Origin of the sequence: Rhizobium sp. 9140 (genome assembly GCF_900067135.1) — a bacterium.
In the GTDB taxonomy this organism is placed as follows: Bacteria; Pseudomonadota; Alphaproteobacteria; order Rhizobiales; family Rhizobiaceae; genus Ferranicluibacter.
Window position 1 is genome coordinate 1,039,876 of record NZ_FJUR01000002.1, and the last position, 24,809, is coordinate 1,064,684.

A 24,809-nucleotide genomic window follows, 5' to 3' on the forward strand; every position below is an offset into this window, starting at 1 on the left:
GACATGCTCTGAGATGCCCGTAATCTGTATGCAGTGATGAGACTGACATTGAGACGAATGTGACTCACGCAAAACGGAAGACCGTCACCCGCACCGGAACGACCGTCGAGCAGATGGTGCGCGCGATCGCCGACATGATCGTCAGCGGCATCATGGTGCCCGGCGAGCGGCTGGACGAATTGTCGCTGGCGGCCCGCTTCGAGGTGTCACGGACACCGGTGCGCGAGGCCCTGCGCGAACTCGGCGCCATGGGGCTGGTCGGCCGGGAGCCGAATCGCAGTGCGATCGTCAAGAATGTCGAGGAGGCCCATCTTCACGCGATGTTCGAGGCGATGGCCGAACTCGAAGGTATCTGCGCCCGGCTTTCTGCAACACGGATGGACGCGGATGAGCGCCATTCGCTCGAACGCGAGCACCGCGCTTCGATGCAGCTCGTCAGCGCCGGTGTCCCTGAGGACTATGCCACCTACAACACCGAATTCCACAACCGGCTCTATCGCGGCGCCCATAACGATCACCTCTTGGAACTGGCGACGCAGACGCGCGCAAGGCTCGCCCCGTTCCGCCACGCGCAGTTCCGCCTTTCAGGCCGGCTTTCGAAATCCTATGAGGAACACGACCGGATCGTCACCGCCATCCTGCGCGCCGACGCCACCGCTGCCGGAAAGGCAGCCTATGATCACGTCTCGATCGTCAGCGATGCAAGCACGGTTTTCGCCGCGGTGCGTGGCTGAGGTTTAGGGTCCGCACTCGAGACCAGGCCGTCCATCACCAGCCCCGTGCGGCTCGCCTTGGCGCAGCTCTTCAACTCTGCGACACGGGTCGTGACGGCGTTGACGTCGGTCAGGATCGTGCCCTTCTCCAGCGTGAGCACCCCGACGCTGCAGCGCATGAGCGGATAGGCCTGCTCGACGCCCGAGCGACCGTAGCCCCGGATGAAGCCCCGATTGCGATCGTCCTCCGAATAAAGCTCCTCCACCCCGGTCTTGAAGGCGCAGAGCATCCGCGTCAGCATGTCCTCCACCGCGGCCCGCGGCAGGTCCGATAGGCCGACGAAGAAATCATCACCGCCGACATGCCCGACGAAATCGCCGTCGCCGATAAAGTGGCGGCGCAGAAGTGCGGAGAACAGGGTTATGGCGGCGTCGCCACGGTGAAAGCCGTAACTGTCGTTGAACGGCTTGAAGTTGTCGAAATCGCAGTAGCAGAAGAAGCGCGTCCGGTCGCCGTCGAGCATGGCCTCGTGCACATGATCGCGGATGGCACGGTTGCCGGGCAGGCCGCTTAAGGGGTTCTGGTCGCGTGCGAATTTCAGCTGCTTCTCGCTGATGATGCGCAGAAGGGAGGCGGAGGACAGGACGCCGGCATAGCGCATGTTCTCCGTCAGGATCAGGCAATCACTGCCATTCGCCCCGGCGAAGATGTCGAGCATTTCATGGGCCGGCATGTTGACGTCGGCAACTGGTGCCGGTGTGACAAAACTGGCGATGCGTCGCTGGTAGACTTTGTTTTGCAGCAGGTCGCGCCCGAAGGGGTGGTAGATCATCTCCTTGAGATGATATTCGTGGATGACGCCGCGCGGCTCGTCGTTCGCGTTCAGGACGGGAAAGAAGGCCTGCTGCGGTGAGGTCCGGAACAACTCGAAGATCGTGTCGAGATTTGCGCTTTCCTGCACGGTCGGCAGGTGTTCCACCTGCCGACGGATGAGCACGCTGTCGGCCGACGCCGTTCGTCGCTTGGTGTCGTCGGCCTGGGCAAGGTGCGGATAGCTCGCTTTCAGATCCGCATGGCAGACGGTCGGCATCGCCACGAAATAGCCCTGCAGCAGATCGCAGCCAAGATCGCGGCAAACATGGAACTCCGCTTCCGTCTCCACACCCTCGGCGATGACGCGCGCGCCGAGCTTATGCGCCACCGTCACGATATGCCGCACCAGCTGCCGGTTTCGTGGCAGGCTTTCGATCTGCGACACGAAATGCCGGTCGATCTTGACGTAATCGACGGCCGCGCGGGACAGGAGCTTCAGGCCGCTAAAACCGGCGCCGAAATCGTCGATCGCCAGCTTGAAGCCGCGCTGCCGCAACCGGTCGAGCAAAGTGTCGAACTCGGCGATCGTCTCGTTGTCGTGCCGCTCGGACAGCTCGAAGCAGACGCTGGAGGGCGGAATGCCGACGCGCTTGAGATGTCCATCGAGCCGGTTGAGGATCGCCTCGTCATGCGCGCCGATCAGCCGCGTATCGAAATTGATGAAGAGGGTGCGCTGCTGGAAGCCCGGCAGGGCGGCGAAGGCGGCGAGCGCCCGGCTGATGACCATGTGCTCCAGCGCCAGAAGCTCTCCATTCTCATGGGCGCGGTCGAGAAGCGCCAGCGGCGAGGTAAAACCGAGACGATCGAAACCCCGCATCAGGGACTCGTAGCCGAAGCATGTCCCCGTCGTCGCCTCGACGATCGGCTGCAAGGCAGTCTCGATGACAAGCTTGGAAAGGGTGACGATCTGGTCACGTCCAAGATGAAGGGGCGAAAACGTTTCGAGAAGGGCACTCACCGGCGGTCTCCAGATCGACAACTTTCGCGACCATCGCAGGGGAGACTGAACGTTTGGTTTGCGTAGAATGACAGTTTGATGAAGATATCGAGCCGGGTTCGGTCTGTTGCCGGTCTCGCCCTTCAGGAAAGCACCGACGTCACGGCCCTTCGCAGGCACCGGCGCGTGCCGTCCGCGTTTCGCCGACCTCGGCCGCATAGGCGCGGAAGCCGTTATCGTCGATATGAATGATGCGGTAGCAGGGATTGCCGGCGGTCCAGAACGGATCGGGCGCGTCGATATCGGTGATGAACTTGTGGGAGCACGCCTGGCCCGAACTATAGGCGATGCCGGTTGCGCTCGTACCGGACAGCGGCACGTGGATATGCCCGAAGACGATGTGGCGGATGCCGGCGGGGTGGGCCGCGAGCCGTTGCAGCAGACGGCCGTCGTCATGCATCTCGATGTTCTCGAAATGCGCGATCCCTGAATGGACCGGCGGATGATGGACGAAGACGGTGACCGGCTTTTCGCCGGCGTTGGCAAGCGCGTCATCCAGCCAGGCGAGCCGGGCTTCGTCGTAGATGCCGCCGATGATGCCGGCCCCGTGACTGTCGAGAAAGAGCAGGCGGCCGAACGGCGTGTCGATGAACGACTGGATGAAACCGTTCCCGTCGCGCGGTTGCTCCGGAAAGGCGGCGGCGAAGGCCGGGCGCGCATCGTGATTGCCGAGCAGCAGGCGGATGTCGCAGGCGACGGGCTCAAGGATGTCGCGCAGCAGCGCATAGGCCTCGGGATCGCCGTCGTTGCAGAGATCGCCGGTGACGACGAGAAGATCGGCATCCGCCTGTCTGTCCAGAATATCGGCGACGGCCGCGCGCAGATGGGCTTCGGGATCGACGCCATGGATGGACCCGCCCGGGGGCAGCAGATGCGTGTCGGTCAACTGGATGATTCTCATCGGAAAAGCGCCTTGTCGGGAAGAAGAACGGCTGCGGAGACGAGGCTCCGCAGCCGTCGGCGTGTCGGAATGGCAGCGTGCCGGATCAGTTCATCAGGCCGTTGGTCTGGGCGACGATCTGTTTCAGGCCCTCTTCCGGCGTGATCTCGCCGCGCATGACGGTGCCGATGACATCACGCTGGGTGCGCCAGATCCGCACCGAGTCCCCGCCCGGATAACCGGCCCAGGGCAGCGAGCGTTCGGCCTGCAGCGAGGCCGTCTTGACGTTCGGATGCTCGGCATAATAGGGGGCGAGATAGTCCGGGCCGGTCGCGAGCTTGTTGGTCGGCAGATAGCCGGTGATGCGCACGATGAGGTTCTGCGCCTCGGGGCCGGTGATCCACTTCAGGTACTTCCAGGCGGCATCCTGCCGGGCCTTGTCCTGCGTCAGGATGACGGCGGAGTTGCCGCCCGTCGGCACGCCGCCCTTTTCCGCATTGTCGAGCGGGAAGGTCGCGGTCTTCAGCTCGAAGCGGTCGCCGACCAGCCCCTCGATCGTCTGCACATGGGCGGGCGTCGAGAAGATGAAGCCGGTGAGGCCCGCGCCGAACTGCTGGCGCGACTGGTCCCAGTCGAGCAGCGTCTGGCCGCCGTCGGTGACGAAGCGGCGTGCGAGCTTCAGCGCATTGAGACCGGTCTCGTTGTCGAAGGCAACGGTCTTGGTGGCGGGATCGACCAAGTGTCCGCCCTGCTGGAAGATCAGCGACTGCCAGAGCCAGTCGTCCGGCCAGCCATTGATGTCGTAGCCCATGCCGGCGATCTTCGGGTCGAGCGCGTGGATCTTGGCAGCCAGCGCAATGACCTCCTCGAAGGTCTTCGGCATGTTGTCCGGGTCGCCACCGGCTTTGCGCACCAGCTCGGCATTCACATACATGATCGGCGAGGAGGCGTTGACCGGCAGGCCGTACTGCTTGCCGTCGACCTGGCCGAGCGCCGACATCTTCGGGCTGTAGTTCTTCTCGAGGAAGGCCGCGCCGCCTTCGGCCTCGATGAAGGGACCGAGATCCGTGATCTGGTTGCGCGGCGCCAGCGTGTGCACCAGCTCGCCCGTCAGATTGTAGCCGGAGAAATAAACGTCGGGAAGATTGCCGGTGACGGCCGCGCGCAGCACCTGCTGCTGGCCTTCATTGTAGCCTGCGGCGGGCGCGAGGAAATTGATCTTGATCGTCGGGTTGTTCTTCATGAACGCATCGGCCAGCGGCTGATGGAATTTCGTGAAGCCGGGCAGGTTGTAGAGGACGTTCAGCGTGATCTCGTCGCTGGCGGAAGCGGCCGGGCTGAGGCCGGCCATGGCAAGGCCGAAGACGAGGCCGCGGAGGGCGGTGCGTCGGGTCAGGGTCATCGAAGTCTCCATAGGACGTGCGGTAGCGGGAGGTTTGGGAGGTTGGGTTGGGTCGGGAGGGGTGGCTCGGGCGGCGTCACTTGACGCCGGTCATGGTGATGCCCGCGATGAAATGCCGCCGGACGAGGAGGAAGCAGACCAGCATGGGGGCGGTGATGAGCGTGGCGCCAGCCATCAGCGCGCCGTAGTTGGCGCCGGTCTCCACATCGGAGAAGAACAGCATGCCGAGCGGCGGCGGCGCGAGGTTGGTGTCGGACACGACGATCATCGGCCAGTAGAGATCGTTCCAGTGCGCGACGAGGGAGAAGACCGTGAAGGCGGCGAGCGACGGCAGCGAGCCGCGCAGGACGAGCCGCCAGCAGATCTCCAGTTCCGAAAAGCCGTCGAGCCGTGCGGCCTCGATGATCTCGTTCGGATAGCTGCGGAAGGACTGGTGGAAGAGGAAGATGGCGAAGACCGACAGGAAGAACGGCGCCATCATCGCGAAATAGCTGTTGAGCAACTCGGCCTTGGCCAACCCCACGAAGAGCGGCAGCGCCAGCGCCTGGATAGGCACGCAGAGGGCCGCGATGACCAGCGACATCAGCAGGCGGCGGCCGGGAAAGCGCAGCTTGGCCAGCGCATAGGCTGCCGGCACGGCCGTCAGCACCTGCACGACGAGAATGCCGAGGCAGACGATGACGCCGTTCAGCATGAACCGGGCCATCGGCACCTGACCGGCGGCGCGGGCATAATTCTCGACGGCGTCGAACGTCCTGGGGATCGGCCAGAGAGAGACGTCGAAGATCTCGGCCGGCGAGCGGATGGAGGTCAGCACCATCCAGTAGAACGGCAGCAGCATGAACCCGGCGCCGAGCGCCAGAACGGCATGCGGGGCGAGCCTGCGCAGAGCGGTCATCAATAATGCACCTTCCGGTCGAGATGCAGGGTCTGCCCGATGGACAGCACGAGCACGATGGCAAGAAAGATCAGGGTGAGGGCCGCGGCATAGCCGGTGTTCGAATATTCGAAGCCTTCGAGATAGAGATCGAACAGCAGCGTCTCGGAACCGGACCGGCCCTTTGTCAGCACGGCCACCGTCTCGAACACCTTGAAGGCGGATATCGAGGTGGTCACGATGACGAACATCGTCGTCGGCCCGAGCATCGGCCATGTCACGGTGAGGAAACGGTCGAGCGAACTCTTGGCACCATCGAGCCGTGCCGCTTCGTAAAGGTCCTTCGAAATGGCGGTGAGGCCGGCCAGGAAGAGCACCATGTTGAAGCCGAGCACCTGCCAGATGCCGATGAGCGCCATGGTCGGGATGAGCAGCGACGGGTTCGACAGAAAGCTGACCGGCTCGAAGCCGAGCCAGGTGATGGCGGCGTTGACAGGCCCGAGCGACGGGTGAAGCAGGAACTGCCAGACGGTGGCCATGGCGACCAGCGTCGCCGTGACCGGCAGGAAATAGGCGACCTCCCAGAAGGCCCGGCTGCGCTTCGTGCCGTGGACGAGGAGCGCGACGCCCAGCGCGAGGAACACGCCGAAGGGAATGACGAGAGCAGCATAAAGCACCGTGTTGGACAGCGCGCGCAGGAAGACCGTATCGCGGAACGCCTTGGTGAAGTTCTCCACCCCGACGAAACGGATCGACAGGGCGCCGAGCTGATAGTCCGTGACGGAGAAGATGGCGAGCAGCAGCATGGGCAGGATATAGATCGCCAGAAGCAGGAACACGGCCGGGGCCGAAAACATCAGGCCGTTGCGCATCATGCGCCGTTCGCCGCTGCTGGACGAGGCGACGCCGGGTTGGACCGGCAGCGACATATCGGTCGGAACCGCCGTCATGCCAGCACCCGCTCGCGCACGGTGAGCGGCCGGCGCAGGTCGTCCGCGCCGAAGAGATGCGCACGCTCTGCATGGAAGCCGAGATGGACGTTGCCCTCCGATACGACTCCCGGCTTTGCCGTTGCGCTCTGGCGCACGGTGAGAAGCACCGTGGGATCGGCAAGAAGCTGGCAGGTCAGGTAGCGATCGGCGCCATGGGTCTCGCTCCGCAGAACCGTGACGGTTAGACCGTCATTCGAAGAACGGCCTTCGTTCAAGGAACGGCCTTCGCCGGCAAGAAAGAGGTCTTCCGACCGCAGGCCGAGCGTGGCCGGGCCGGTCTCGCCCGCGGTGCGCAGGCCGAGCGCCTGCCCGAAGGCGGAAATCTCACCGGCCGTATCGACATCGACCGGCAGCAGGTTGATCGACGGCGAGCCGATGAAGCGCGCGACGGTCAGTGTCGCCGGCTGGCGATAGAGGTCGTCCGGCGTTCCCAGCTGCTCGATGCGTCCTTCCGACATCAGCGCGATACGATCCGACATGGTCAGCGCCTCGATCTGGTCGTGGGTGACGTAGACGAAGGTGGCGCCGAGGCGGCGATGCAGCGAGACGAGTTCCTGGCGCATATGGGCGCGCAGCTTGGCATCGAGGTTCGACAGCGGTTCGTCCATGAGGAAGGCTGCGGGCGAGCGCACGAGGGCGCGGGCGAGCGCCACGCGCTGCCGCTGACCGCCCGAAAGCTGCGACGGTTTGCGATCGATGAGGTGGCCGATCTGCAGCATGCCCGCTGCACGTTCGACATCCTCCGTGATGGCGTTCCGGATCTTCGACGTGCCGAACAGGCCGCCGACCACTGGCAGCCGCGCCGACAGGGGTAGGCGGCGCATGCGCAGCGGCGTGGCTATATTTTCCCGCACGCTCATATGCGGATAGAGCGCGTAGGACTGGAACACCATGGCCAGGTTGCGATCGCTTGGATCGACATTCGTCACCTCGCCGCCGCCGATGGCGACCGCCCCCTGATCCGGACTTTCAAGGCCCGCAATGATTCTCAGCAGAGTGGACTTGCCGCAACCCGACATGCCGACCAGCGACAGAAATTCGCCGGGTCGGATGGAAAGATCGATGCCCTTGAGGACCTCGTCCGGCCCGAACCGTTTTCTGATGTTGCGAAGATCGATGGCGTGCGACGACATGATGCGCTCCTGTTCCGAGGCGCGTATGCGGCCTCGAGATGACAGGCGGACAACCGTTTGACGAAAGATCGATGACAGTCGGCGTCAGGAGCCGCCGCTTTCGCAAACGTGCCATCCTCGCAAGAGCCTTGTGGGTTCAGGTCATCGGCAAATCCCCGCTCGCCAATTCACAAGCCTTCCGTTAACCATCTGAGACAGCACGTGCGACGAAGCGGAGACGACATGCGTAGAGCCATTATCATTCCAGTCCATTCTCCGAAAATGAACTGGATCGTATCTCTCATAAACAGCTATCTCGCCTCCGATACGTTTGCGTCTGGCGAAGATCAGCCGAGAATCGTTCTCGCCTGCTCCGACGCAAACGAGCTTCGCCTCATATCGGCCAACCTCCTGAGCGTCGTTCGTGCAAAGTGGGTCGAGCTGATTGATGTGGACGAATATTGCAGACTTGCAATCGGCAGCGAGAGAGCTGCTCAAGCAATGCGTCAAAACGCGAATGGCGCTATCGTGAACCTCAAGAAGTTCGTGTCGCTCCATTGGGCGGCGCGTAACCACATTGATGAGACTATCCTGATCGATGTCGATGTGATGTTCAGTCATACGGCGAGTTTCTCGGATATTTTCGACCATACGGCATCGGCGTATAGATCCAATATCGTCATCGGAACGACACTGGGACCTGAAGAGAGTATCTACAGAAAAATCAGCTATGCCTCTCTCGGCTTGCTCGCTGTGGAAGATCAGGGGAAATTGAAAAATGACGGGACGTCCGAGGTTTATACGTGGTTTTCGAGTCCGCCATTTTATCCCGTTTCCGATGTAACTGCATTTTTTGATTACATGGCTGAGGTTCATGGGGATTTTGAAGGCTTTCTCCTGAGCCTGACATGGCACACTTTCGACAACTTCGTTTTCAATCTCTATAGGTCCGCAGTGAATGGCGTTGAGATCAAGAGTTACAACCATCTGGGTTTCGCTAACTTCGCTGAAGTTCTTTCGATGACGATGATAGACACGATCGAAGCGAAGCTCGGAGTGAAGCCGACCTGGCTGCCATTCAGAAGTGTCGTCAATGACCCCCTCCTGGCGCTGAAGCATTCCCATGTCGGTCTGCTATTTCATGTGGATCGCTAAGCCGCCCGTTCGGTGACGGGTGCTATTCCGTCGGGCAAGCTTTCTACGAGGGCCGGTGCAAAGAGCAGCGCACCCGGACGGAAGCTCCAGCCCTCTCCTCACGTATCCGCGAAACCAAACGGTGCCGCCGTCCGACGGAAATCGTCGATGAGGATCTGCCGGCCGATCGGGGGTTCGGCGCGCGAGGTGCAGGTGGCGCGCTGGCAGAGACGGCAAGCGATGCCGACGAGGGTCGGGGTGCGGTCGCTGTCGGGGCGGACATAGATCAGGCGGTCGGCGTGCTGCGCATCGCAGACGAGCGCGACGGCGCGATCGACCCGCGTGACGCCATAGGCGCCGCCGCCGGCGCTGACCGTGCGGGCGATGGAGAAGAAACGCTGCCCGTCGGGAAACTCCAGCCATTGCGTGACGATCTCGCCCGGCATGCGGAAGACCTGATGGACGTTCCAGAGCGGACAGCCGCCGCCCGACGCTGAAAAGGGAAAATGCGCGCCGTCGAGCCGCTTGGAAACGTTGCCCGCGGCGTCCAGGCGGATGAAGAAGAAGGGCACGCGTTCCTGCCCCGGCTTTTGCAGCGTCGTCAGGCGGTGCGCCGTCTGCTCGAAACTGGTGGTGAATTGTCGCGACAGCGCCGCCAGATCATATCGCCGCGTTTCTACAGCCTTGGCAAAGGCGCTGTAGGGCATCAGCAGCGCGGCCGCGCCATAGCTGGCAAGCGACCGGCGTGCGAGCCGGGCGCTCGTTTCCGTCTGGAAATTCCCCTCCTGAACGGCGTCCGCAATCTCCTTGCCGAATTCGAGATAGGCGAGCTGCTGGGCGAGTTGAAACTGCTGGCTCGCCATGTCCAGGGATTCATCTAGCAGGATTTGCTTGTGATGCAGGTCGTGCCGACGCAGCGAGTCCGACATGATGGAGGAAGGAAGGCGGCGGATGCGCAGGCCATGCCGTTCCAGCAGGTACTGGGCGATGCCGCCCTTGTCCCTGACGGTCGCGGCCAGTCTCTCGGCCACGGTGTCAAGCGTGGGAAAGCTGTTTCGCCGGGCGGCGAGGAAGCGGCGCGTGGCGGCCACCGGATCGACCGTCCCCAGCCTTTGCGTGCCCTGATCGGGCAGGCGCTCGGCAAGGGCGAGCTGCTCCTCGCGATAGGCGGTGTAAAGCCGCAACAAGGCTTCGCTGAAGCCCGGAAAGCCGTTTGCCACCTCCGAGATCTCGGTGGTGGAAAGGTCGATATCGGCGAAGATCGGGTCTTTCATCACGGTCTGCAGCCGTGCCGCGTGATCGGCCCCGCCGTCACCGGCGAGATCCGCCATATCGATCTTGTAGGACCGCGCCAGCCGCAGCAGGACTTCCGCCGTCACCGGGCGGTGATTGCGCTCCATCAGGGCGATGTAGGACGCCGAGATCTCAAGGTCCGCGGCCATGTCCGACTGGGTCAGGCCAAGATTGCGCCGCAGCCGTCTGAGGCGCGCGCCGACATAGACACCCTGCTTGTCCGACATGACACTTCTCCATCCTTACAACATTACAAGCAAAATTTGTAAGGTTTGACAAGTGCACACCGAAGCCTCTGACGCGCCTGCAAAACCCGGCCTATCAAGGGTTCATCAAAACTGAGGAGTGTTCTGATGGCTTACAAGACAGACTACCGGAAGATCGAAGACCTGATCGCGGCCAATACGAGCTGGAGCGGCGTCACCCCCGAGGCCGTCAGCCGCATGCGGTTGCAGAACCGCTTCAGGACGGGTCTCGACATCGCGCGCTACACCGCCGACATCATACGCCGCGACATGACGGCCTATGACGCCGATCCGGCCGACTATACCCAGTCGCTCGGCTGCTGGCACGGCTTTATCGCCCAGCAGAAGATGATCTCGATTAAGAAGCATTTCGGCACGACGAAGGGCCGTTATCTCTACCTGTCCGGCTGGATGGTCGCGGCTTTGCGCTCCGAGTTCGGCCCGCTGCCCGACCAGTCCATGCACGAGAAGACCAGCGTTCCCGCGCTGATCGAGGAACTCTACACCTTCCTGCGTCAGGCCGATGCCCGCGAGCTCGGCGTGCTGTTCCGCGATATCGACGCGGCGCGTGAGGCCGGTGACATCGCCCGGGAGCGCCAGTTGCAGCAGGCCATCGAGAACTACCAGACGCATGTCGTTCCCGTCATCGCCGATATCGATGCCGGTTTCGGCAATGCCGAGGCGACCTATCTTCTGGCGAAGAAGATGATCGAGGCCGGCGCCTGCGCCCTTCAGATCGAGAACCAGGTTTCCGACGAGAAGCAGTGCGGCCACCAGGACGGCAAGGTCACGGTTCCCCACGAGGACTTCATCGCGAAGATCCGCGCCTGCCGCTATGCGTTCCTCGAACTGGGCATCGACAACGGCATCATCGTCGCCCGCACCGACTCGCTCGGCGCCGGCCTGACCAAGCAGATCGCCGTCAGCACGGAAGCCGGCGATATCGGCGACCTTTACAATTCCTACCTCGATTGCGAGGAAGTTGCCGATATCAGCTCTCTCAATGGCGATGTCATCATCAACCGTGGCGGCAAGTTGATGCGCCCGAAGCGCCTGCCGTCCAACCTCTACCAGTTCCGGGAAGGCACCGGCGCGGACCGTTGCGTTCTCGATTGCATCACCTCGCTCCAGAACGGCGCAGACCTGTTGTGGATCGAAACGGAAAAGCCGCATATCGAGCAGATCGCCGGCATGGTTGATCGCGTTCGCGAGGTCATTCCGAATGCCAAGCTGGTCTACAACAACTCGCCGTCGTTCAACTGGACGCTGAACTTCCGCCAGCAGGTCTTCGACGCCTGGACGAAGGAGGGCAAGGACGTATCGGCCTATGACCGCGCCCGTCTGATGAGCGTCGATTACGACGCGACGCCGCTCGGCGAGGAGGCGGATGCGTGGATCCGGACGTTCCAGCGCGATGCTGCCAAGCGCGCCGGCATCTTCCACCACCTGATCACGCTGCCGACCTACCACACGGCGGCCCTGTCGACGGACAATCTGGCGAAGGAGTACTTCGGCGACGCCGGCATGCTCGGCTACGTCAAGGGCGTCCAGAGGAAGGAGATCCGCGAAGGCATCGCCTGCGTCAAGCACCAGAACATGGCCGGCTCCGACCTCGGCGACGACCACAAGGAATATTTCGCAGGCGACGCTGCCCTAAAGGCCGGCGGCTCGCACAACACGATGAACCAGTTCGCCGCCTGAAGGCAGCCGTGAAGGGCACGCGCGCAAACGCGTCCCTTGAGTTTCAGGCGATCACGAACAGATTTGGCTATTTGCATGAGCGCGGGGTGGAAGCCCCGCGCTCATGCATTTTGTGTTGTGCGAAAATGGGGGCGTGCTGATCTCGAGGGCGATCTACGGCCCCTGACAATGTAGATATTCTAATCATTCCTCCGATTATTCTAAATGGAGCTAATTTCTCTTCCCTCGTAATGTCGTGTCGGAAGCCGCTGTGGGAGGCGGCTGAGAGGGGTGCGGACAGAGGACCGCGCTCTTCGGGAGGAGACGAACACGCAATCGACGCCGTTTTGACGGGCGGGCAGCCATGCCCGAACGGCAGCGGAATGTCCGTTGCCGACCCTGTCTCCGGCCGGTCTCTCTTCAACCGCGTTGTCACCAGCCGAGGATATTGACATGAATCTCTACTCACTGCTTCAACTTCGTGCCGACAAGGGCCGTCCGGTGCGCGTCGGGCTGATCGGCGCCGGCAAGTTCGGGTCGATGGTCATGGCCCAGGCGCAGCGCATTCAGGGCCTGCACCTCGTCGGCGTCGTCGATCTGGATGTCGGCAAGGCGAAGGAATCCATGGCGCGCGTCGGCTGGGCCAAGGAGCGCTATGCGGCCACCAGCTGCGGCGATGCGATCGAGGCCGGCACGACCTTCGTCACCGACGACGTCAAGGCGCTCTACGAATGCGGCGAGATCGAATGCATCATCGAGGCGACCGGCCATCCGATCGCCGGAACGCGCCACGCGCTCGGCGCCATCGAACACAACAAGCATGTCGTCATGGTCAATGTTGAAGCCGATGTCATGGTCGGGCCGATCCTTGCCGAGAAGGCGCGGGCCAAGGGGCTGATCTATTCCATGGCCTATGGCGACCAGCCGGCGCTGATCTGCGAACTGGTCGACTGGGCGCGCGCCAGTGGCTTCGAGATCACGTCCGCCGGCAAGGGCATGAACTTCGAGCCGCGCTATCGCTACTCGACGCCGGACACGGTCTGGGGCCTCTTCGGCTGGACCGAGGAACAGGTCGCGGCCGACAACCTCAATCCCAAGCTTTACAATTCCTTCACCGACGGCACCAAGGCGGCTATCGAAATGGCAGCGGTCGCCAACGGCACCGGTCTCGATTGCCCGGATGACGGCCTCGCTTTCCCGCCGGCCGGCCTCCATGATCTGGCACGCGTCTTCCGCCCCACATCCGATGGTGGCCGCATGGCGCGCTCGGGCCTCGTGGATATCGCCGCCAGCCAGGAACCGGACGGCCGCGAGGTCTTCAACAACATCCGCTACGGCGTGTTCGTCACCTTCAAGGCGCACAACGAATATGCGCGTGCCTGCTTCAAGCAATACGGCCTCCTGACCGATCCTTCCGGCTGGTACGCCTCGATGTGGCGCCCCTTCCACATCATCGGTCTGGAAACGTCGGTCAGCGTTCTCTCCGCCGTCTTGCGCAACGAGCCGACGGGGTGCTCCAAGGAATTCCGTGGCGACGCGGTGGCGACGGCGAAGAAGGACATGCAGCCGGGCGAGATGCTGGACGGCGAAGGCGGCTATGCCGTCTGGGCCAATGCGATCCCCGCCGCCCGCAGCCTCGACCTCAAGGCCCTTCCCATCGGTCTTGCCCATAACGTCAAGCTGAAGCGCCCGATCAAGAAGGACCAGATCGTGTCCTTCGACGATGTCGAGATCGTCAACGACCTCGATGTCGTGCGCCTGCGCCAGGAGATGGAACAGAGCTTCCGTCCCTCAAAGCTCGCTGCCGAGTGAGGGCTGGAAATGTCCGCGAACGCTCCCGACACGCATCTGTAACGCTTCCGCAAGGCCTTTCCACCACCTATCGTCTGGGAGCGGCCGGTCCGTTCCCAGACGCCGCAAGATCCCTGAACGGGGAAGGACAGGAACATGACAACGACGGACGCCGCTATCAGCAACATCGCCGTCATCGGAACCGGCATCATGGGCGGCCCCATGGCGGGGCGGTTGGCGGAAGCAGGCTATGCGGTCACCGCCTGGAACCGGACGCCCGACAAGGCGCAGGGCCTGATAGGACAAGGCGTCGAAATTGCCACCAACGCGCAGGATGCCGCCCGGCACGCAGATGTGGTTCTCTGCATGCTGAGCTCCGGCCCGGTCTGCGAAGCGGTGCTTGGTGGTGAGGGCGGCGTGATCGCCGCCATGCGTCCGGGTTCGGTCCTCCTCGTCATGAGTTCCATTCCGGTCGAGACGGCGGTCGCGCTGGGCGAGGTTGCGGCAAAACGCGAGATCGACTGCCTCGACGCCCCGGTATCGGGTGGCGAAAAGGGCGCCAAGGACGGCACGCTTGCGATCATGGCGGGCGGACGGGCCGAGGTGGTCGAACGTCTCGCACCGGTTTTTGCCCCTCTCGGTCGCGTGACCCATGTGGGCCCTGCCGGCAGCGGCGCGCTGACGAAACTCGCCAATCAGCTGATCGTCGCATCGACCATCTGTGCCGTAGCGGAGGCGCTGACCCTTGCCGAGCGCGGCGGTGCCGATCCAGCAAAGGTACGCGAGGCTCTCCTCGGAGGCTTTGCGGATTCCACCGTCTTCCGACAGCACGGTTTGCGCATGGTGGAGCGCAATTTCGAGCCCGGCGGGCCGGCGAAGTATCAGGTGAAGGATACATCGACGGCGCTCGGCTTTGCCCGACATCGCGGCCTCAGACTGCCGATCAGCGAGGAGGTTGATCGTCTGTTCCAGGCCATGGTGGATCATGGCGACGGTGATCTCGATCACAGCGCCGTCATTCTCGAACTGCAACGCATGAATTCGGGCGGGGAAAGTACCGCCTGACAAAATCCAACGTCACTTCTGGGAGGAATGAAATGAGACACTTTACGATCCGCAGCCTGCTGGCCGCCGCAACAATGCTCACCGCGTCCATCGCGCATGCGGAGACCTTAACCTTGTCGACGCCCGATCCGGATACGTCCGAGATCACGCTCGCCGCCAAAAAATTTGCCGAGATCGTGTCGACCAAAACCAATGGCGAGCTGACGATCAAGGTCTTCCCGAACGGCACGCTCTATGGCGGCGATCCCGCAGCGGGCGTCAAGCAGCTGGCCGGTGGCTCGCTCGACATGCTGTTGAACTCGACCTCGCTTTACGCGACCTTCAATCCGAAGTTCACGGCGATCGCCATTCCCTACCAGTTCCGCGACATCGACCAGCTGCGGGCCTATCTCGACAGCGAGAACGGTCAGGAACTGGAGGCCGACCTCAGCAAGATCGGCATCAAGGGCGTCGATCTTTGGTCGCGGCCGCTGCGCCAGATCACCAATTCGAAGCTTCCCATCACCTCTCCGGCCGACCTCAAGGGCCTGAAGCTGCGCGTGCCGAACAATCCGCTCTGGGTCGAATTCTTCGGCGCGATGGGGGCAGCCCCGACGCCGATGGCTTTCGCCGAGGTCTACAACGCGCTGCAGCTGAAGGTGGTCGACGGGCAGGAAAACCCGATCAACGTGCCGGTGAGCGCTAAGCTCTACGAAGTGCAGACCTATGCGACGATCAGCAATCACATCGCTGATGCCTGGGTACTGGGCATGAATCCCGCCCGCTACGAGGGCCTAAGCGATGCCTTCAAGACGGCGCTGTCCGAAGCCGCCAAGGAGACCGAAACCTGGAAGGCGTCGAACGATGCGGCCGACATCGAGAAATCCATCGCGACGCTCAAGGCCAACGGGATGGAGGTCAGTGAACTGACGGAAACGCAGCGCAAGGCCTTCGTCGATGTCGCCGCCGGCCTCGAGGAAAAGTTCGCAGCGCTCGTCAAGGACAAAGCTTTCTTCGACCGCACGCGCGCCTTCGTCACCACGAACTGAGGTCATGACGGCACCATGCCGCAATGGCATGGTGCCGGTCCTTTTTCGTCGCACCGCACTCCATTCGGAAGGGCTTTCGCATGCGCGCTCCCCTTAGTTCGTTGTTGGGTACATTCGTTCGCCTTGTGGCCGATGTCGCGGCCGGTATCGCCTGTGCCGGCATTCTCATCGTCGTCCTGCTGCAGGTCATCGGCCGCCTTGCGGGCCATCCGCTCCCCTGGACGGAGGAGGCGACGCGCTTCCTGTTCATCTGGATGGTGTTCCTCGGGCTCGCGGCTGGTTTCCGCACGGTGGAAAGCGCTCGCGTCGTCGTCTTTCTCGTGATGGGCCGGCGCTTCTTCCAGAAGCTGGCCGTTCCGATCTATGTCGGATCGTCGGTCTTCTTCTTCGGCCTCATGGGCTGGACGGGCTTCACGCTGATGCGCCAGCAGATCATGATGAACGAGACCGCCGCGACGGTGCCGATCCCCATGTGGCTGATCGGTATGGTGATGCCGGTGTCAGCGGTCATCGCCATCCTCGCCATTATTGACTCGCTGCGAAATCGGCGCGACCTCATCGCCCTTCCCGAACTCGGACTTCCGGCCGGCGAAATCGCCCATGCCGACGTGTCCATCACGTCAGGATATTGATGCCATGTCGGTCTTTCTTCTTGTCGCCTTCTTCGGCCTGAGCATGCTCGGCATTCCGCTCGCGGTGGCGCTCGCGCTCGCCAGCGTCGCGACACTCACGCTTTTTACCTCCATGCCGCTCGATCTTCTGTCGCAGACGATGTTCTCCTCGATGAACTCGTTCCTGCTGGTGGCCGTACCGCTGTTCATTCTGGTAGGAACCGTGATGGAGCGCGGCCGGGTGGCCGAGCGCATCTTCGACTTCGCCGAAGCCATGGTTGGCTGGCTGCCGGGCGGTCTTGGCCATGTCAACGTCATCTCGTCTGTCATCTTTTCCGGTGTCTCCGGCTCCTCGGTCGCCGATATCGCCTCGGTGGGCGCCATCGAGATCAAGGCGATGGAACGGCACGGCTTTCCCAAGGGCTATGCAGTCGGCATGACGCTTTGCACTGCGACGCTGTCCTCCATCATCCCGCCCTCGATCCTCGTCGTCATCGCCGGCTCGATTGCCAATGTCTCGATCGGCACGCTGCTGGTCGCGGGACTGGTTCCCGGCCTGTTCATCGCGCTGGCCTTCATGGTGTTCAACCATTTCTACTCGGTCTATTACGGCTACAATCCGCCATCACCGTTCAATCTCCGCATGGTCATGGTCACGGGCATCAGCGCCATCCTTCCCATGTTGACGCCGCTCATTCTCATCATCGGCATCGCCAGCGGCCTTTTTACGCCGACCGAAGCGGCAGCCATCGCCGTCGTCTATGTCGGGGTGCTCGGGGTTCTCGTCTACCGCACGCTGCCGGTTCGCGAACTCCCGGAAATTCTCATCTCCACGGCACGCATTTCCGGCACCATCCTGTTTATCGCCGCGACCTCGCAGATCGCCGCCTGGGTCTTCACCTATGACGGTTTGCCGGACAAGGTTGCCGAGCTCTTACAGGCCATGAACCTGGGTCCGCTGTCCGGCATGCTGGTCATCTTCGTCTTCCTCCTGATCATCGGCATCTTCATGGAAGCCATTCCGGCCATGTTCATCCTTATTCCCGTGCTGATGCCACCGGTGCAGGCGATCGGCATCGACCCGATCCACTTTCTCATCGTCACCGTGATGACGCTCACGCTCGGCCTCGTCACGCCCCCGGTCGGCGTCTGCCTCTTTGCCGCCGCGCAGGTCGCCAACATGAAGGTCGAGGATGTGATCAGAGGATCTCTGGCGCCGATGGCGGTGCTGACGCTCGCCATCTTCGCGCTCGTCCTCTTCCCCATCCTCACGCTCGGCCCCATCCGACTGCTGGGCATGTACTGAGATGACGGCATCGTCCTCTCCCGCCGGCTTCGTTATCGTCATGGGGACGGCGGGCACGGGCAAGTCCGAGATCGGCAGGCGGATCGCCGCTTGGCTCGGCTGCCGCTTCGTCGAGGCCGACGAGCTGCATGTGCCCGAAGCCGTCGCGCAGATGCGCCAGGGCATACCGCTTACCGACGAACAGCGGATGCCCTGGCTTGACGCCGTCTGCGACCGGGCGCTAACGCCCGACGACCTTCCCGTGATCATCGCCTGTTCGGCGCTGAAACGGACCTATCGCGACCTTCTGCGCGCACGTCTCGGAAGCGCTCGCTTCATATCTTTGGAGGGAACGGCCGCACTGATTCTTCAGCGCTTGCAGGCCCGTCGCGATCACTTCGCAACCGCTTCGCTGCTGGCAAGCCAGCTGGAAACACTGGAGACGCCACAGGCGGACGAGGATGCCCTGCGACTGAGTATCGCCCTGTCGCCGGAGGCCCTGACGGACAAGGCTCGTGTCTGGTTGTTGGACAAGGCCCTCTCAGCGCGGCATCGCGCCTGAGGGGTAGGTAGTCTGCCAGAGGTCGCGTTCGGTGCGCAGCCATTCGAGGAACAGGCGAACCTTCTTCTGCCGGAGGTGGTCGCGCGGGCAGACGATCCACTGAGTGCAGATGCGGACTTCCGGCGGTGCGATGACGGGGCAGATGAGGCGGCCGCGTTGCAGTTCCTCATCCATCATCAGGGTGCTTTCGAGCGCGATACCCATGCCACGAACCGCGGCATCGATCGCCATATGACTGCGGTCGAAGAGAACGCGCCGCCAGCGATCCTCCGGCGTGACGCCCGCCAGCGGAAACCAGCTGTTCCATTGCGCCTGCGACTTCACCGAGTGGATCAATCGATGCCCCAGAACCTCCTCCGGCCGGAGGCTGTTTGCGGCGGCGTAGTCCGGCGAGCACACAGGATAGAACTGCTCCTCGGCAATGCTCTCCACATAAAGGCCCGGCCATCGCCCGTCGCCATGACGCAGCTCGATATCGACCAGCTCCTGATTGAAGTCCGTCGGCTCGTTCGTGCCGTCGAGGCGGAGTTCGAGATCCGGATGACGTTCGAGAAAATGCCCCAGCCGCGGCAGGAGCCATTTGTTGGAGAGCGTCGGCGTCGCGCGGACCGTCAGCGTGGTCACCGAGCGGAAGCCGCGAAGAGTTGCGGTTGCCTGCTCTATGCTCTCCATCTGCCCCGATATCATCGAAAAATAGCGCTCGCCGGCCTCCGTCAGTGCAATACCGCGGCCGGCCTTCGTCAGGAGGGCCACGCCGAGCTGGACTTCGAGCACCTGAATCTGTTGGCTGACGGCCGAGGGCGTCACGCTCAGCTCTTCGGCCGCCCGCGCGATGCTGCCGGCACGCGCGGCGGCGTGGAAGACCAATATAGCTTTGATGGGAAGCTGCATCGCGGGATCCGGGTTTGACGTTCGAACCTAGACTATCGGGCGCGCCAGCGGAACAGTTCGCTCCTCGGTTCGACAGCCATGCACAGCTGCACGGCAGCCATGCGAAATCCCGTCTACCGGTTGGCTGCTTGGTGCCGTAGATTGCGGTCAGGATTTATCAGGACAAAGACCATGAAGACTGAAGCCCCCCGCAACCGTATCGCATTCGGCCAGAAGATCTGGGACGCTATCGTCCTCACGCGCTCGCACGAGACGCGCCGGATCCTCAACACGCACGGCTACAAGGGCTGATGATGTCGGGGAGAGCATCGCTCTCCTGGGATTGAAGCGCGCTGCCTGATGTCGGCAAGCTGCGCGGCCGAGTGAGCAATCGTGGGACGCTAAAGCCGCAGTGTATTCCCACTAGGATGCGGCGAGATTGCTGGGATACCCCATCGTCGCATTGATTGCTTATCGCCTCACGGGATGATGACACAGGCTGTCACCCTCGGGTTGGCGGCCTTCTTGTTGCGACAAGGGCCAGTCAACTCAGGTGATCTGCATCTGTCGCGTCCCATACCACGCATCCTGAACGGCCTGAATGGCGGTATCCGGCTTGGACTCGCCGATGAAGACGATGATGGGACCCTGGTTCGCATGGGTCGGATCGTAGAAGTTGAGCAGATCGGGGTGAAGGTTCTGGATGAAGGCCGGCAGGCGACCGGCGCGGCGCAGCAAATGATCGACCACCACCTGATCGCCGTGGACGGAATTGGGCACCGTGCCGCAGGAGCCGGGCTGCATCCAGCGTTCCGGTTCGCCCTTGAACGTCTCGTAGAGATGATCGAATTCGCGACCTTGCCAGCGCATAAGCGCGGTAGATAGGCGACCTTTCAGGAAATAGTCCTCCATCGCGGCCGTGCTGTCGTTAATGAGAGCCCCGGCATCTCCGGTGAAGACCGTATCGAGATCGCAGAGGATCGTAAGATCGTCGGCGAGATCGGTGCGGAACGCCTCGAATTTCGACCACCATGCCGGCCAGCCGTGAAGTAGAGGCACGACATCGACGCCCGCGACGTCGAGATCGAGATCCGAGAGGCAGACCACGCGGTCGAGACCGGGAATCGACCGGCGCGCGCCGCCGTTCAGACGCTCGACCCAGGACGTGTCGTAGCGCCTGCCGCTTTTCAGAACGGTCGTGAGCGTGACCATACGGGTTACACCACCTTCAACTGCGGTGCTTCATTGACGACGGCACCCTGCCAAAGGTCGTCGCACAACGTTTCCAGCCAGTTTGCAGCCTTTCGTGCGGCATCCGGATCATGCAGGGAGCGCAGGATGGCCGGGTCGATCGCGTCGGCCGCATCCAGAAGCTGCTGCCAGCCACGATAATCGCCCGGCCAGGCGGGCGCGGTGACGGCGGCGCCGAGGGCGACGAGCGCTTCGGCCTTGCGATGCTGTTCGGCGAAATAGCGCCACTCCGGCATAACGACGAACTTGGAACCTGCACGGGCGATCTCGTGAACGGTGTTGTCGCCGGCCGAGGCGACGACGACGTCGGCAGCGGCGATATGGTCGGTGACGTTCTCGACCCAGCCAAGTTCCTGGAGATTGGCGAAATCGGTCTCATGGCCTTCGCGGTGGACGGGTCCGGCGACCAGCCAGAGAGCATCCGGCACGGCGCGCGCGGCAATGGTCAGAGGGGCGAGCGGCGTTCCGCTACCGCCGCCCCCTGTCAGCACCAGAATGACCTTGCGGTCCTCGGCAAGGCCGAGCTTTGCTCGCGCTGCCTGCCGTGTCATAACCGCGTCCCGCGTCGTGCAGAGCCCGCCGGTGTAGATGGTTTTGGCACGGAGAGCCTGCGGATAATCGTTCTGCTCCAGGCGCGCATCGAACGGTGCGATCATACCGACGCAGGCCTCGTAGGAGCCGATATGGCCGATATCGCTGCGGTCGCCGTGCATGCGGATCTGCACCGTCGGGGTGCTGACGATGCGGCCGAGCATGCCGATCTCGGCTGAGACATCGACCACGAACAGCCCGACGTCGCGATCATCGAGATGATCGACGATGGTGCGCATCGTGCGGCGCATGGAGGGCAGACCGAGCGGTACGCAATGCATGACGGACGGCGTGGGCTCGGCGAAAAGACGCGGCGTCGGCACGGTTTCGCCGATCATGTTCGGCAAGGTGATGACCTCAATGCGCGGATCTGCCTTGGCGAGATGCTGGGGTCCTGCGGTGAGCACGGAAACAGGGCGATCCTTGCTGAAATGCTCGGCCATCGCCATCGTGCGATTGGCATGGCCACGGCCCTGATGATGGACGAAGAAAGCGATCGGTTTTTTCATGGATTTTGGTCCCGTCAGGAAAAGAGAACGTGGTCAGGCTGTCGTGCGGCCTCGGTTTCGCGGACGTCCGGGCGGCGAAGCAGGCGAATGTCATCCGCCTCTCTCGTCCACGCGATCAGCCCGCGCTCCGCAAACTGCCCAAGCCAGTAGTCCATGCACCAGACGCCGTGCTTGGCGTGGTAAAGGCGGGCGTTGCGCAGGATATGGTCGAAGTGCTGGAGCGGTGGAATATGGACGGCGTGATGCTGGTGGTAGGCGCGCGCACCGCCGACGCGGTAGGTCGGTATGCCGGCCTGCGAGGCCCGGCGTGCAAGGTCCGTCTCCTCGCCGCCATAGCCATAAAAGCGCTCGTCCATACCGCCGATGGAAAGCCACGTCGCCTTGCGCAATGCAAAAGATAAGCCCCAGAGCTGTCCGGAATCCGGCTCTTCGATAACACCGAGATCGGGAAATGCCGGCTTGGAGGGGTGGGCGACGCCGTGTTCTTCGAGCGCCGCGAAATCCCCCGTGAAGACAGGCAGACCGCCCGGCAAGTAATGGACTTCACCGAGCATGACGCCATCGCGCTGCGCGAGCGCCTGGGCGTAGGACGCGACCGTCGTTGGCGAAGGGATGCAATCCACATCGAGAAAGATGAGGTGCCCGCCCGACGCAGCTTCGGCCGCACGGTTGCGGGCAGCAGCCAGCGGAATGTCGTCACCACCGACGAAAACATGACGCACAGGGCAGGGCAGAGCCGGTAACGCGTCGGCCGCTTCGGCTTGCATCCACGCGATCACGAGTTCGCACGGCGGCGTACTTTGTTGCGAAAGGCCCGTTATCAGCGCCCTCAGATGGTTCGCCCGACCGCGGACGATCGTCAGAACGCTTGTAGGGACCTCTGCCCTCATGCCGGCCGACCTGCAGCTTTGGCCTTGTTGCGGAAGTGGAGAACCCCTTCGATAATGCCGGCGGCGTGGGTGTTTGAAGCGATGTAGGAATGCTTCAGCGCCGGAAGCTTGCCGAGATTGTCGGAGTAGTTGGCGACGATGATCGATTGCGGAATGGCCTGCAACATTTCGATATCGTTGCCGCTGTCGCCCGCGACGAAAACGGCATTTTCCACCAGGCCGTAGCGGCGGCGAACATGATCGACCGCCGTGCCCTTGGACGCCTTGATCGGCAGGATATCCAGATAGCGCTTGTGGCTGTGGATGACGGAGGCGAGCAAGCCTGCATTTTGAAGCGCTGATCGAACGCGCTCGACGGTCGCATGGGTGCCGTCGCTGAAATAGCTGAGCTTGAAGTCCCGTTGCTCGAGCGGGGCCTGCGGCGTCAAACCGGACACGCCGCGCAGAACCCGCTCGACAGCCGAGCGCTGCCAGTTGCCGGCAATCGCCTTCAGCCAGCCCTCGTCCTGCTCATAGGAAACGCCATTTTCCGACAGGGTATAGATCTCCGACCCGACGGAGGTGATCATCACCTCAGGACGGGGCACGTCCTGCTGTTCGAGAACGGCCATGGCGCTGTGAAAGGAGCGGCCTGTCGCAACGCCGAAGGCGAGGTTCTCCTGCATGCGACGCCAGTTGCCAAAGGCGTGAAGATGCGGAACGGAGCCGACAAGCGTGTTGTCGATGTCGCTGATCAGGAGCTGAATGGATCGCTGGACGTGCATTTTTGGCGGTCGGACGAGATCGCGCACGAGCCCGTGATAGCGGGTGACGTGCCGTTCCCAGTCATAGGTCTTCACGGCCCTGTCGCCGGAGGCGGAGAAACGGTCCCACATCTCGGCACTGCGAAAGATCTGCAACAGGGCATCGGCAATGCCATTGGCGTCGCGCGGATCGACCAGCAGGCCATTGCTGCAGGTCTCGATGATGTCGTTCGGGCCACCGCTGTCGGTCGCGACCAGCGGCAGGCCGACGGCGGCGGCCTCCAGGAGCGTCAAGCCGAAAGGCTCGTTGAAGGCCGGGTTGACGAAGACGCCGCGCCGATCCCGGGCGTAGGCATAATAGGCCGGAATATCCTCGCCGCGATGGCTCTTGGGATAGGCGACCTTGCCGTAGAGATCGTAGCGGTCGATGAGGCGCAGGAGCTCGCGGAGGTTTGCCGCCATATCCGCCTCAAGCGCATCGATATCATCGCGCGAGCCCGCGACGATCACGAGATTGGCCGCGGCCTGCAAGGCTTCCGACTTGCCATAGGCCTCGATCAGGCCCGCAAGGTTCTTTTTGGCGACCGGTCGCGCGATGGCGAGGATAACCGGCTTTTCCGGCTCCACCAGAAACCGCGCCATCTCCCGTTCGACAACGGCCGAGGATGCCGCGCCGCGAAAGGCCTTGAGGTCGCTGCCCGGCGGCAGCACGCGGATCTTGCCGGGATCATAGGTATCGTATGCCTTGTATTGCAGCTCCGCCTCGTCGCGGGAGGATGCGATGACGAGGGAGGCTCTGGCCAGCGCCAGTTCTTCCGCCGCGATCCGCTCGGCAAACCCACGGTCAGACAGGCAGGAGGGCAGGGCCTTCTGCTTGACCTTACCGAGCGAGTGGCCCGTGAAGACGAAGGGAATGCCGAGCGCTTCCTCGACTCGGGTCGCCACCACCGCGGCATCAGCGTAATGAGCGTGAAGGATGTCCGGCCGGGTGTCGCCCGCTACGATGTGCGCGATCAGGCCATCGGCAAAGGTCTTGAGTTCCGTGTGCAAATCTTCTTTTGCGAGGTAAACCGGATGGGCCGTGGGAAAGCGGATGATACTGGTCGTATCATCGACGATCTCGACCGGCTTGATGTAATCTTCTCCGAACCCTTCGAAGGCCCGCGTGGCGATGACGATGCGCTCGGCTTGGCCGGTGCTTCTGCAGGCTTCGACCAGATCCAGCAAGTAGCGGATGTGCCCGCCTGTATCCGTCGTCAGTCCATATTCGACATTGTTTCCGCGAAGGCACCCTTGAAGTGCGACGTGAAGAACGAACATACATGATCTCCCGTGCAGTCAGGACTATAAATGCCAAACCGCGACCGTGAACTGAGTGAGCCTATAAAAGTTGCACAGGTTGCACCGGGTATTT

21 protein-coding genes are annotated in these 24,809 nt (G+C 62.7%); 9 read left to right on the forward strand and 12 right to left on the reverse strand.

Annotated features, from left to right (window positions below; all coding sequences use genetic code 11):
- The first annotated feature begins 59 nt into the window (after positions 1 to 59).
- A complete protein-coding gene (locus tag GA0004734_RS22265; RefSeq protein ID WP_175386622.1) occupies positions 60 to 734 on the forward strand; it encodes a GntR family transcriptional regulator in 675 nt (224 codons plus the stop codon).
- On the opposite strand, the gene GA0004734_RS22270 is transcribed toward GA0004734_RS22265, so the two are convergent.
- From GA0004734_RS22270 to GA0004734_RS22295, 6 genes are all read right to left on the reverse strand, one after another.
- Positions 680 to 2,545, reverse strand: coding sequence for a bifunctional diguanylate cyclase/phosphodiesterase (locus GA0004734_RS22270; protein ID WP_245292583.1), 1,866 nt, complete (start codon positions 2,543 to 2,545; stop codon positions 680 to 682). The genes GA0004734_RS22265 and GA0004734_RS22270 overlap by 55 nt on opposite strands.
- Before the next feature lie 139 nt (positions 2,546 to 2,684).
- Positions 2,685 to 3,485: a phosphodiesterase gene (locus GA0004734_RS22275; RefSeq protein WP_092937942.1), complete on the reverse strand. Its 801-nt coding sequence runs from the start codon at positions 3,483 to 3,485 to the stop codon at positions 2,685 to 2,687.
- An 85-nt stretch (positions 3,486 to 3,570) separates the two neighbouring features.
- Positions 3,571 to 4,866, reverse strand: coding sequence for an ABC transporter substrate-binding protein (locus GA0004734_RS22280; RefSeq protein WP_092937944.1), 1,296 nt, complete (start codon positions 4,864 to 4,866; stop codon positions 3,571 to 3,573).
- Positions 4,867 to 4,942: 76 nt separating this feature from the next.
- Positions 4,943 to 5,764, reverse strand: a complete 822-nt coding sequence (locus GA0004734_RS22285; protein ID WP_092937946.1) for a carbohydrate ABC transporter permease — start codon at positions 5,762 to 5,764, stop codon at positions 4,943 to 4,945.
- The gene (locus GA0004734_RS22290; protein WP_348626117.1) at positions 5,764 to 6,672 is read right to left on the reverse strand and encodes a carbohydrate ABC transporter permease; all 909 of its coding nucleotides are present in this window, start codon (positions 6,670 to 6,672) and stop codon (positions 5,764 to 5,766) included. The genes GA0004734_RS22285 and GA0004734_RS22290 overlap by 1 nt, the downstream gene beginning before the upstream one ends.
- A gap of 17 nt (positions 6,673 to 6,689) precedes the next feature.
- On the reverse strand, positions 6,690 to 7,868 hold the full coding sequence (locus GA0004734_RS22295; RefSeq protein ID WP_092937950.1) for an ABC transporter ATP-binding protein: 1,179 nt from the start codon (positions 7,866 to 7,868) through the stop codon (positions 6,690 to 6,692).
- Positions 7,869 to 8,090: 222 nt separating this feature from the next.
- Between GA0004734_RS22295 and GA0004734_RS22300 the strand changes: the two genes are divergently transcribed.
- Positions 8,091 to 9,002 (forward strand): hypothetical protein, encoded by a 912-nt coding sequence (locus GA0004734_RS22300; RefSeq protein WP_092937952.1) that lies wholly within the window; start codon positions 8,091 to 8,093, stop codon positions 9,000 to 9,002.
- 98 nt (positions 9,003 to 9,100) lie between these two features.
- On the opposite strand, the gene GA0004734_RS22305 is transcribed toward GA0004734_RS22300, so the two are convergent.
- Positions 9,101 to 10,501, reverse strand: a complete 1,401-nt coding sequence (locus tag GA0004734_RS22305; protein ID WP_092937954.1) for a helix-turn-helix domain-containing protein — start codon at positions 10,499 to 10,501, stop codon at positions 9,101 to 9,103.
- 126 nt (positions 10,502 to 10,627) lie between these two features.
- Here GA0004734_RS22305 and GA0004734_RS22310 point away from each other — a divergent pair, with 126 nt between their 5' ends.
- The 7 genes from GA0004734_RS22310 (at position 10,628) to GA0004734_RS22340 (ending at position 18,541) form a co-directional block, all read left to right on the forward strand.
- On the forward strand, positions 10,628 to 12,220 hold the full coding sequence (locus tag GA0004734_RS22310) for an isocitrate lyase (RefSeq protein ID WP_092937956.1): 1,593 nt from the start codon (positions 10,628 to 10,630) through the stop codon (positions 12,218 to 12,220).
- Between the two features lie 432 nt (positions 12,221 to 12,652).
- Positions 12,653 to 14,011 (forward strand): NAD(P)H-dependent oxidoreductase, encoded by a 1,359-nt coding sequence (locus GA0004734_RS22315; RefSeq protein WP_139056325.1) that lies wholly within the window; start codon positions 12,653 to 12,655, stop codon positions 14,009 to 14,011.
- Between the two features lie 135 nt (positions 14,012 to 14,146).
- On the forward strand, positions 14,147 to 15,055 hold the full coding sequence (locus GA0004734_RS22320) for an NAD(P)-dependent oxidoreductase (protein WP_092937960.1): 909 nt from the start codon (positions 14,147 to 14,149) through the stop codon (positions 15,053 to 15,055).
- Positions 15,056 to 15,087: 32 nt separating this feature from the next.
- The gene (locus GA0004734_RS22325) at positions 15,088 to 16,083 is read left to right on the forward strand and encodes a DctP family TRAP transporter solute-binding subunit (protein ID WP_092937962.1); all 996 of its coding nucleotides are present in this window, start codon (positions 15,088 to 15,090) and stop codon (positions 16,081 to 16,083) included.
- Between the two features lie 80 nt (positions 16,084 to 16,163).
- On the forward strand, positions 16,164 to 16,715 hold the full coding sequence (locus tag GA0004734_RS22330) for a TRAP transporter small permease (protein WP_092937964.1): 552 nt from the start codon (positions 16,164 to 16,166) through the stop codon (positions 16,713 to 16,715).
- Positions 16,716 to 16,719: 4 nt separating this feature from the next.
- A complete protein-coding gene (locus GA0004734_RS22335; protein ID WP_092937966.1) occupies positions 16,720 to 18,000 on the forward strand; it encodes a TRAP transporter large permease in 1,281 nt (426 codons plus the stop codon).
- Between the two features lies 1 nt (position 18,001).
- Entirely contained in the window at positions 18,002 to 18,541 is a 540-nt protein-coding gene (locus GA0004734_RS22340; protein WP_092937968.1) for a gluconokinase, read from the forward strand.
- Here GA0004734_RS22340 and GA0004734_RS22345 read toward each other — a convergent pair.
- From GA0004734_RS22345 to GA0004734_RS22365, 5 genes are all read right to left on the reverse strand, one after another.
- Positions 18,521 to 19,432 (reverse strand): LysR substrate-binding domain-containing protein, encoded by a 912-nt coding sequence (locus GA0004734_RS22345; RefSeq protein WP_092937970.1) that lies wholly within the window; start codon positions 19,430 to 19,432, stop codon positions 18,521 to 18,523. The two genes, GA0004734_RS22340 and GA0004734_RS22345, sit on opposite strands and share 21 nt — an antisense overlap.
- Before the next feature lie 528 nt (positions 19,433 to 19,960).
- Entirely contained in the window at positions 19,961 to 20,623 is a 663-nt protein-coding gene (locus tag GA0004734_RS22350; RefSeq protein WP_092937972.1) for a hypothetical protein, read from the reverse strand.
- A 5-nt stretch (positions 20,624 to 20,628) separates the two neighbouring features.
- On the reverse strand, positions 20,629 to 21,762 hold the full coding sequence (locus GA0004734_RS22355) for a glycosyltransferase (protein WP_092937974.1): 1,134 nt from the start codon (positions 21,760 to 21,762) through the stop codon (positions 20,629 to 20,631).
- 14 nt (positions 21,763 to 21,776) lie between these two features.
- Positions 21,777 to 22,652, reverse strand: coding sequence for a glycosyltransferase family 2 protein (locus tag GA0004734_RS22360; RefSeq protein WP_092937976.1), 876 nt, complete (start codon positions 22,650 to 22,652; stop codon positions 21,777 to 21,779).
- Entirely contained in the window at positions 22,649 to 24,715 is a 2,067-nt protein-coding gene (locus tag GA0004734_RS22365; RefSeq protein ID WP_092937978.1) for an HAD-IIB family hydrolase, read from the reverse strand. The genes GA0004734_RS22360 and GA0004734_RS22365 overlap by 4 nt, the downstream gene beginning before the upstream one ends.
- Positions 24,716 to 24,809 lie beyond the last annotated feature (94 nt).

Excerpts from the sequence above, each read along its gene's own strand:
- GA0004734_RS22275 (WP_092937942.1), bottom strand. The coding sequence starts at position 3,485 with ATGAGAATCATCCAGTTGACCGACACGCATCTGCTGCCCCCGGGCGGG.
- GA0004734_RS22280 (WP_092937944.1), bottom strand. The coding sequence starts at position 4,866 with ATGACCCTGACCCGACGCACCGCCCTCCGCGGCCTCGTCTTCGGCCTT.
- GA0004734_RS22285 (WP_092937946.1), bottom strand. The coding sequence starts at position 5,764 with ATGACCGCTCTGCGCAGGCTCGCCCCGCATGCCGTTCTGGCGCTCGGC.
- GA0004734_RS22290 (WP_348626117.1), bottom strand. The coding sequence starts at position 6,672 with ATGTCGCTGCCGGTCCAACCCGGCGTCGCCTCGTCCAGCAGCGGCGAA.
- GA0004734_RS22295 (WP_092937950.1), bottom strand. The coding sequence starts at position 7,868 with ATGTCGTCGCACGCCATCGATCTTCGCAACATCAGAAAACGGTTCGGG.
- GA0004734_RS22300 (WP_092937952.1), top strand. The coding sequence starts at position 8,091 with ATGCGTAGAGCCATTATCATTCCAGTCCATTCTCCGAAAATGAACTGG.
- GA0004734_RS22305 (WP_092937954.1), bottom strand. The coding sequence starts at position 10,501 with ATGTCGGACAAGCAGGGTGTCTATGTCGGCGCGCGCCTCAGACGGCTG.
- GA0004734_RS22310 (WP_092937956.1), top strand. The coding sequence starts at position 10,628 with ATGGCTTACAAGACAGACTACCGGAAGATCGAAGACCTGATCGCGGCC.
- GA0004734_RS22315 (WP_139056325.1), top strand. The coding sequence starts at position 12,653 with ATGAATCTCTACTCACTGCTTCAACTTCGTGCCGACAAGGGCCGTCCG.
- GA0004734_RS22320 (WP_092937960.1), top strand. The coding sequence starts at position 14,147 with ATGACAACGACGGACGCCGCTATCAGCAACATCGCCGTCATCGGAACC.
- GA0004734_RS22325 (WP_092937962.1), top strand. The coding sequence starts at position 15,088 with ATGAGACACTTTACGATCCGCAGCCTGCTGGCCGCCGCAACAATGCTC.
- GA0004734_RS22330 (WP_092937964.1), top strand. The coding sequence starts at position 16,164 with ATGCGCGCTCCCCTTAGTTCGTTGTTGGGTACATTCGTTCGCCTTGTG.
- GA0004734_RS22335 (WP_092937966.1), top strand. The coding sequence starts at position 16,720 with ATGTCGGTCTTTCTTCTTGTCGCCTTCTTCGGCCTGAGCATGCTCGGC.
- GA0004734_RS22340 (WP_092937968.1), top strand. The coding sequence starts at position 18,002 with ATGACGGCATCGTCCTCTCCCGCCGGCTTCGTTATCGTCATGGGGACG.
- GA0004734_RS22345 (WP_092937970.1), bottom strand. The coding sequence starts at position 19,432 with ATGCAGCTTCCCATCAAAGCTATATTGGTCTTCCACGCCGCCGCGCGT.
- GA0004734_RS22350 (WP_092937972.1), bottom strand. The coding sequence starts at position 20,623 with ATGGTCACGCTCACGACCGTTCTGAAAAGCGGCAGGCGCTACGACACG.
- GA0004734_RS22355 (WP_092937974.1), bottom strand. The coding sequence starts at position 21,762 with ATGAAAAAACCGATCGCTTTCTTCGTCCATCATCAGGGCCGTGGCCAT.
- GA0004734_RS22360 (WP_092937976.1), bottom strand. The coding sequence starts at position 22,652 with ATGAGGGCAGAGGTCCCTACAAGCGTTCTGACGATCGTCCGCGGTCGG.
- GA0004734_RS22365 (WP_092937978.1), bottom strand. The coding sequence starts at position 24,715 with ATGTTCGTTCTTCACGTCGCACTTCAAGGGTGCCTTCGCGGAAACAAT.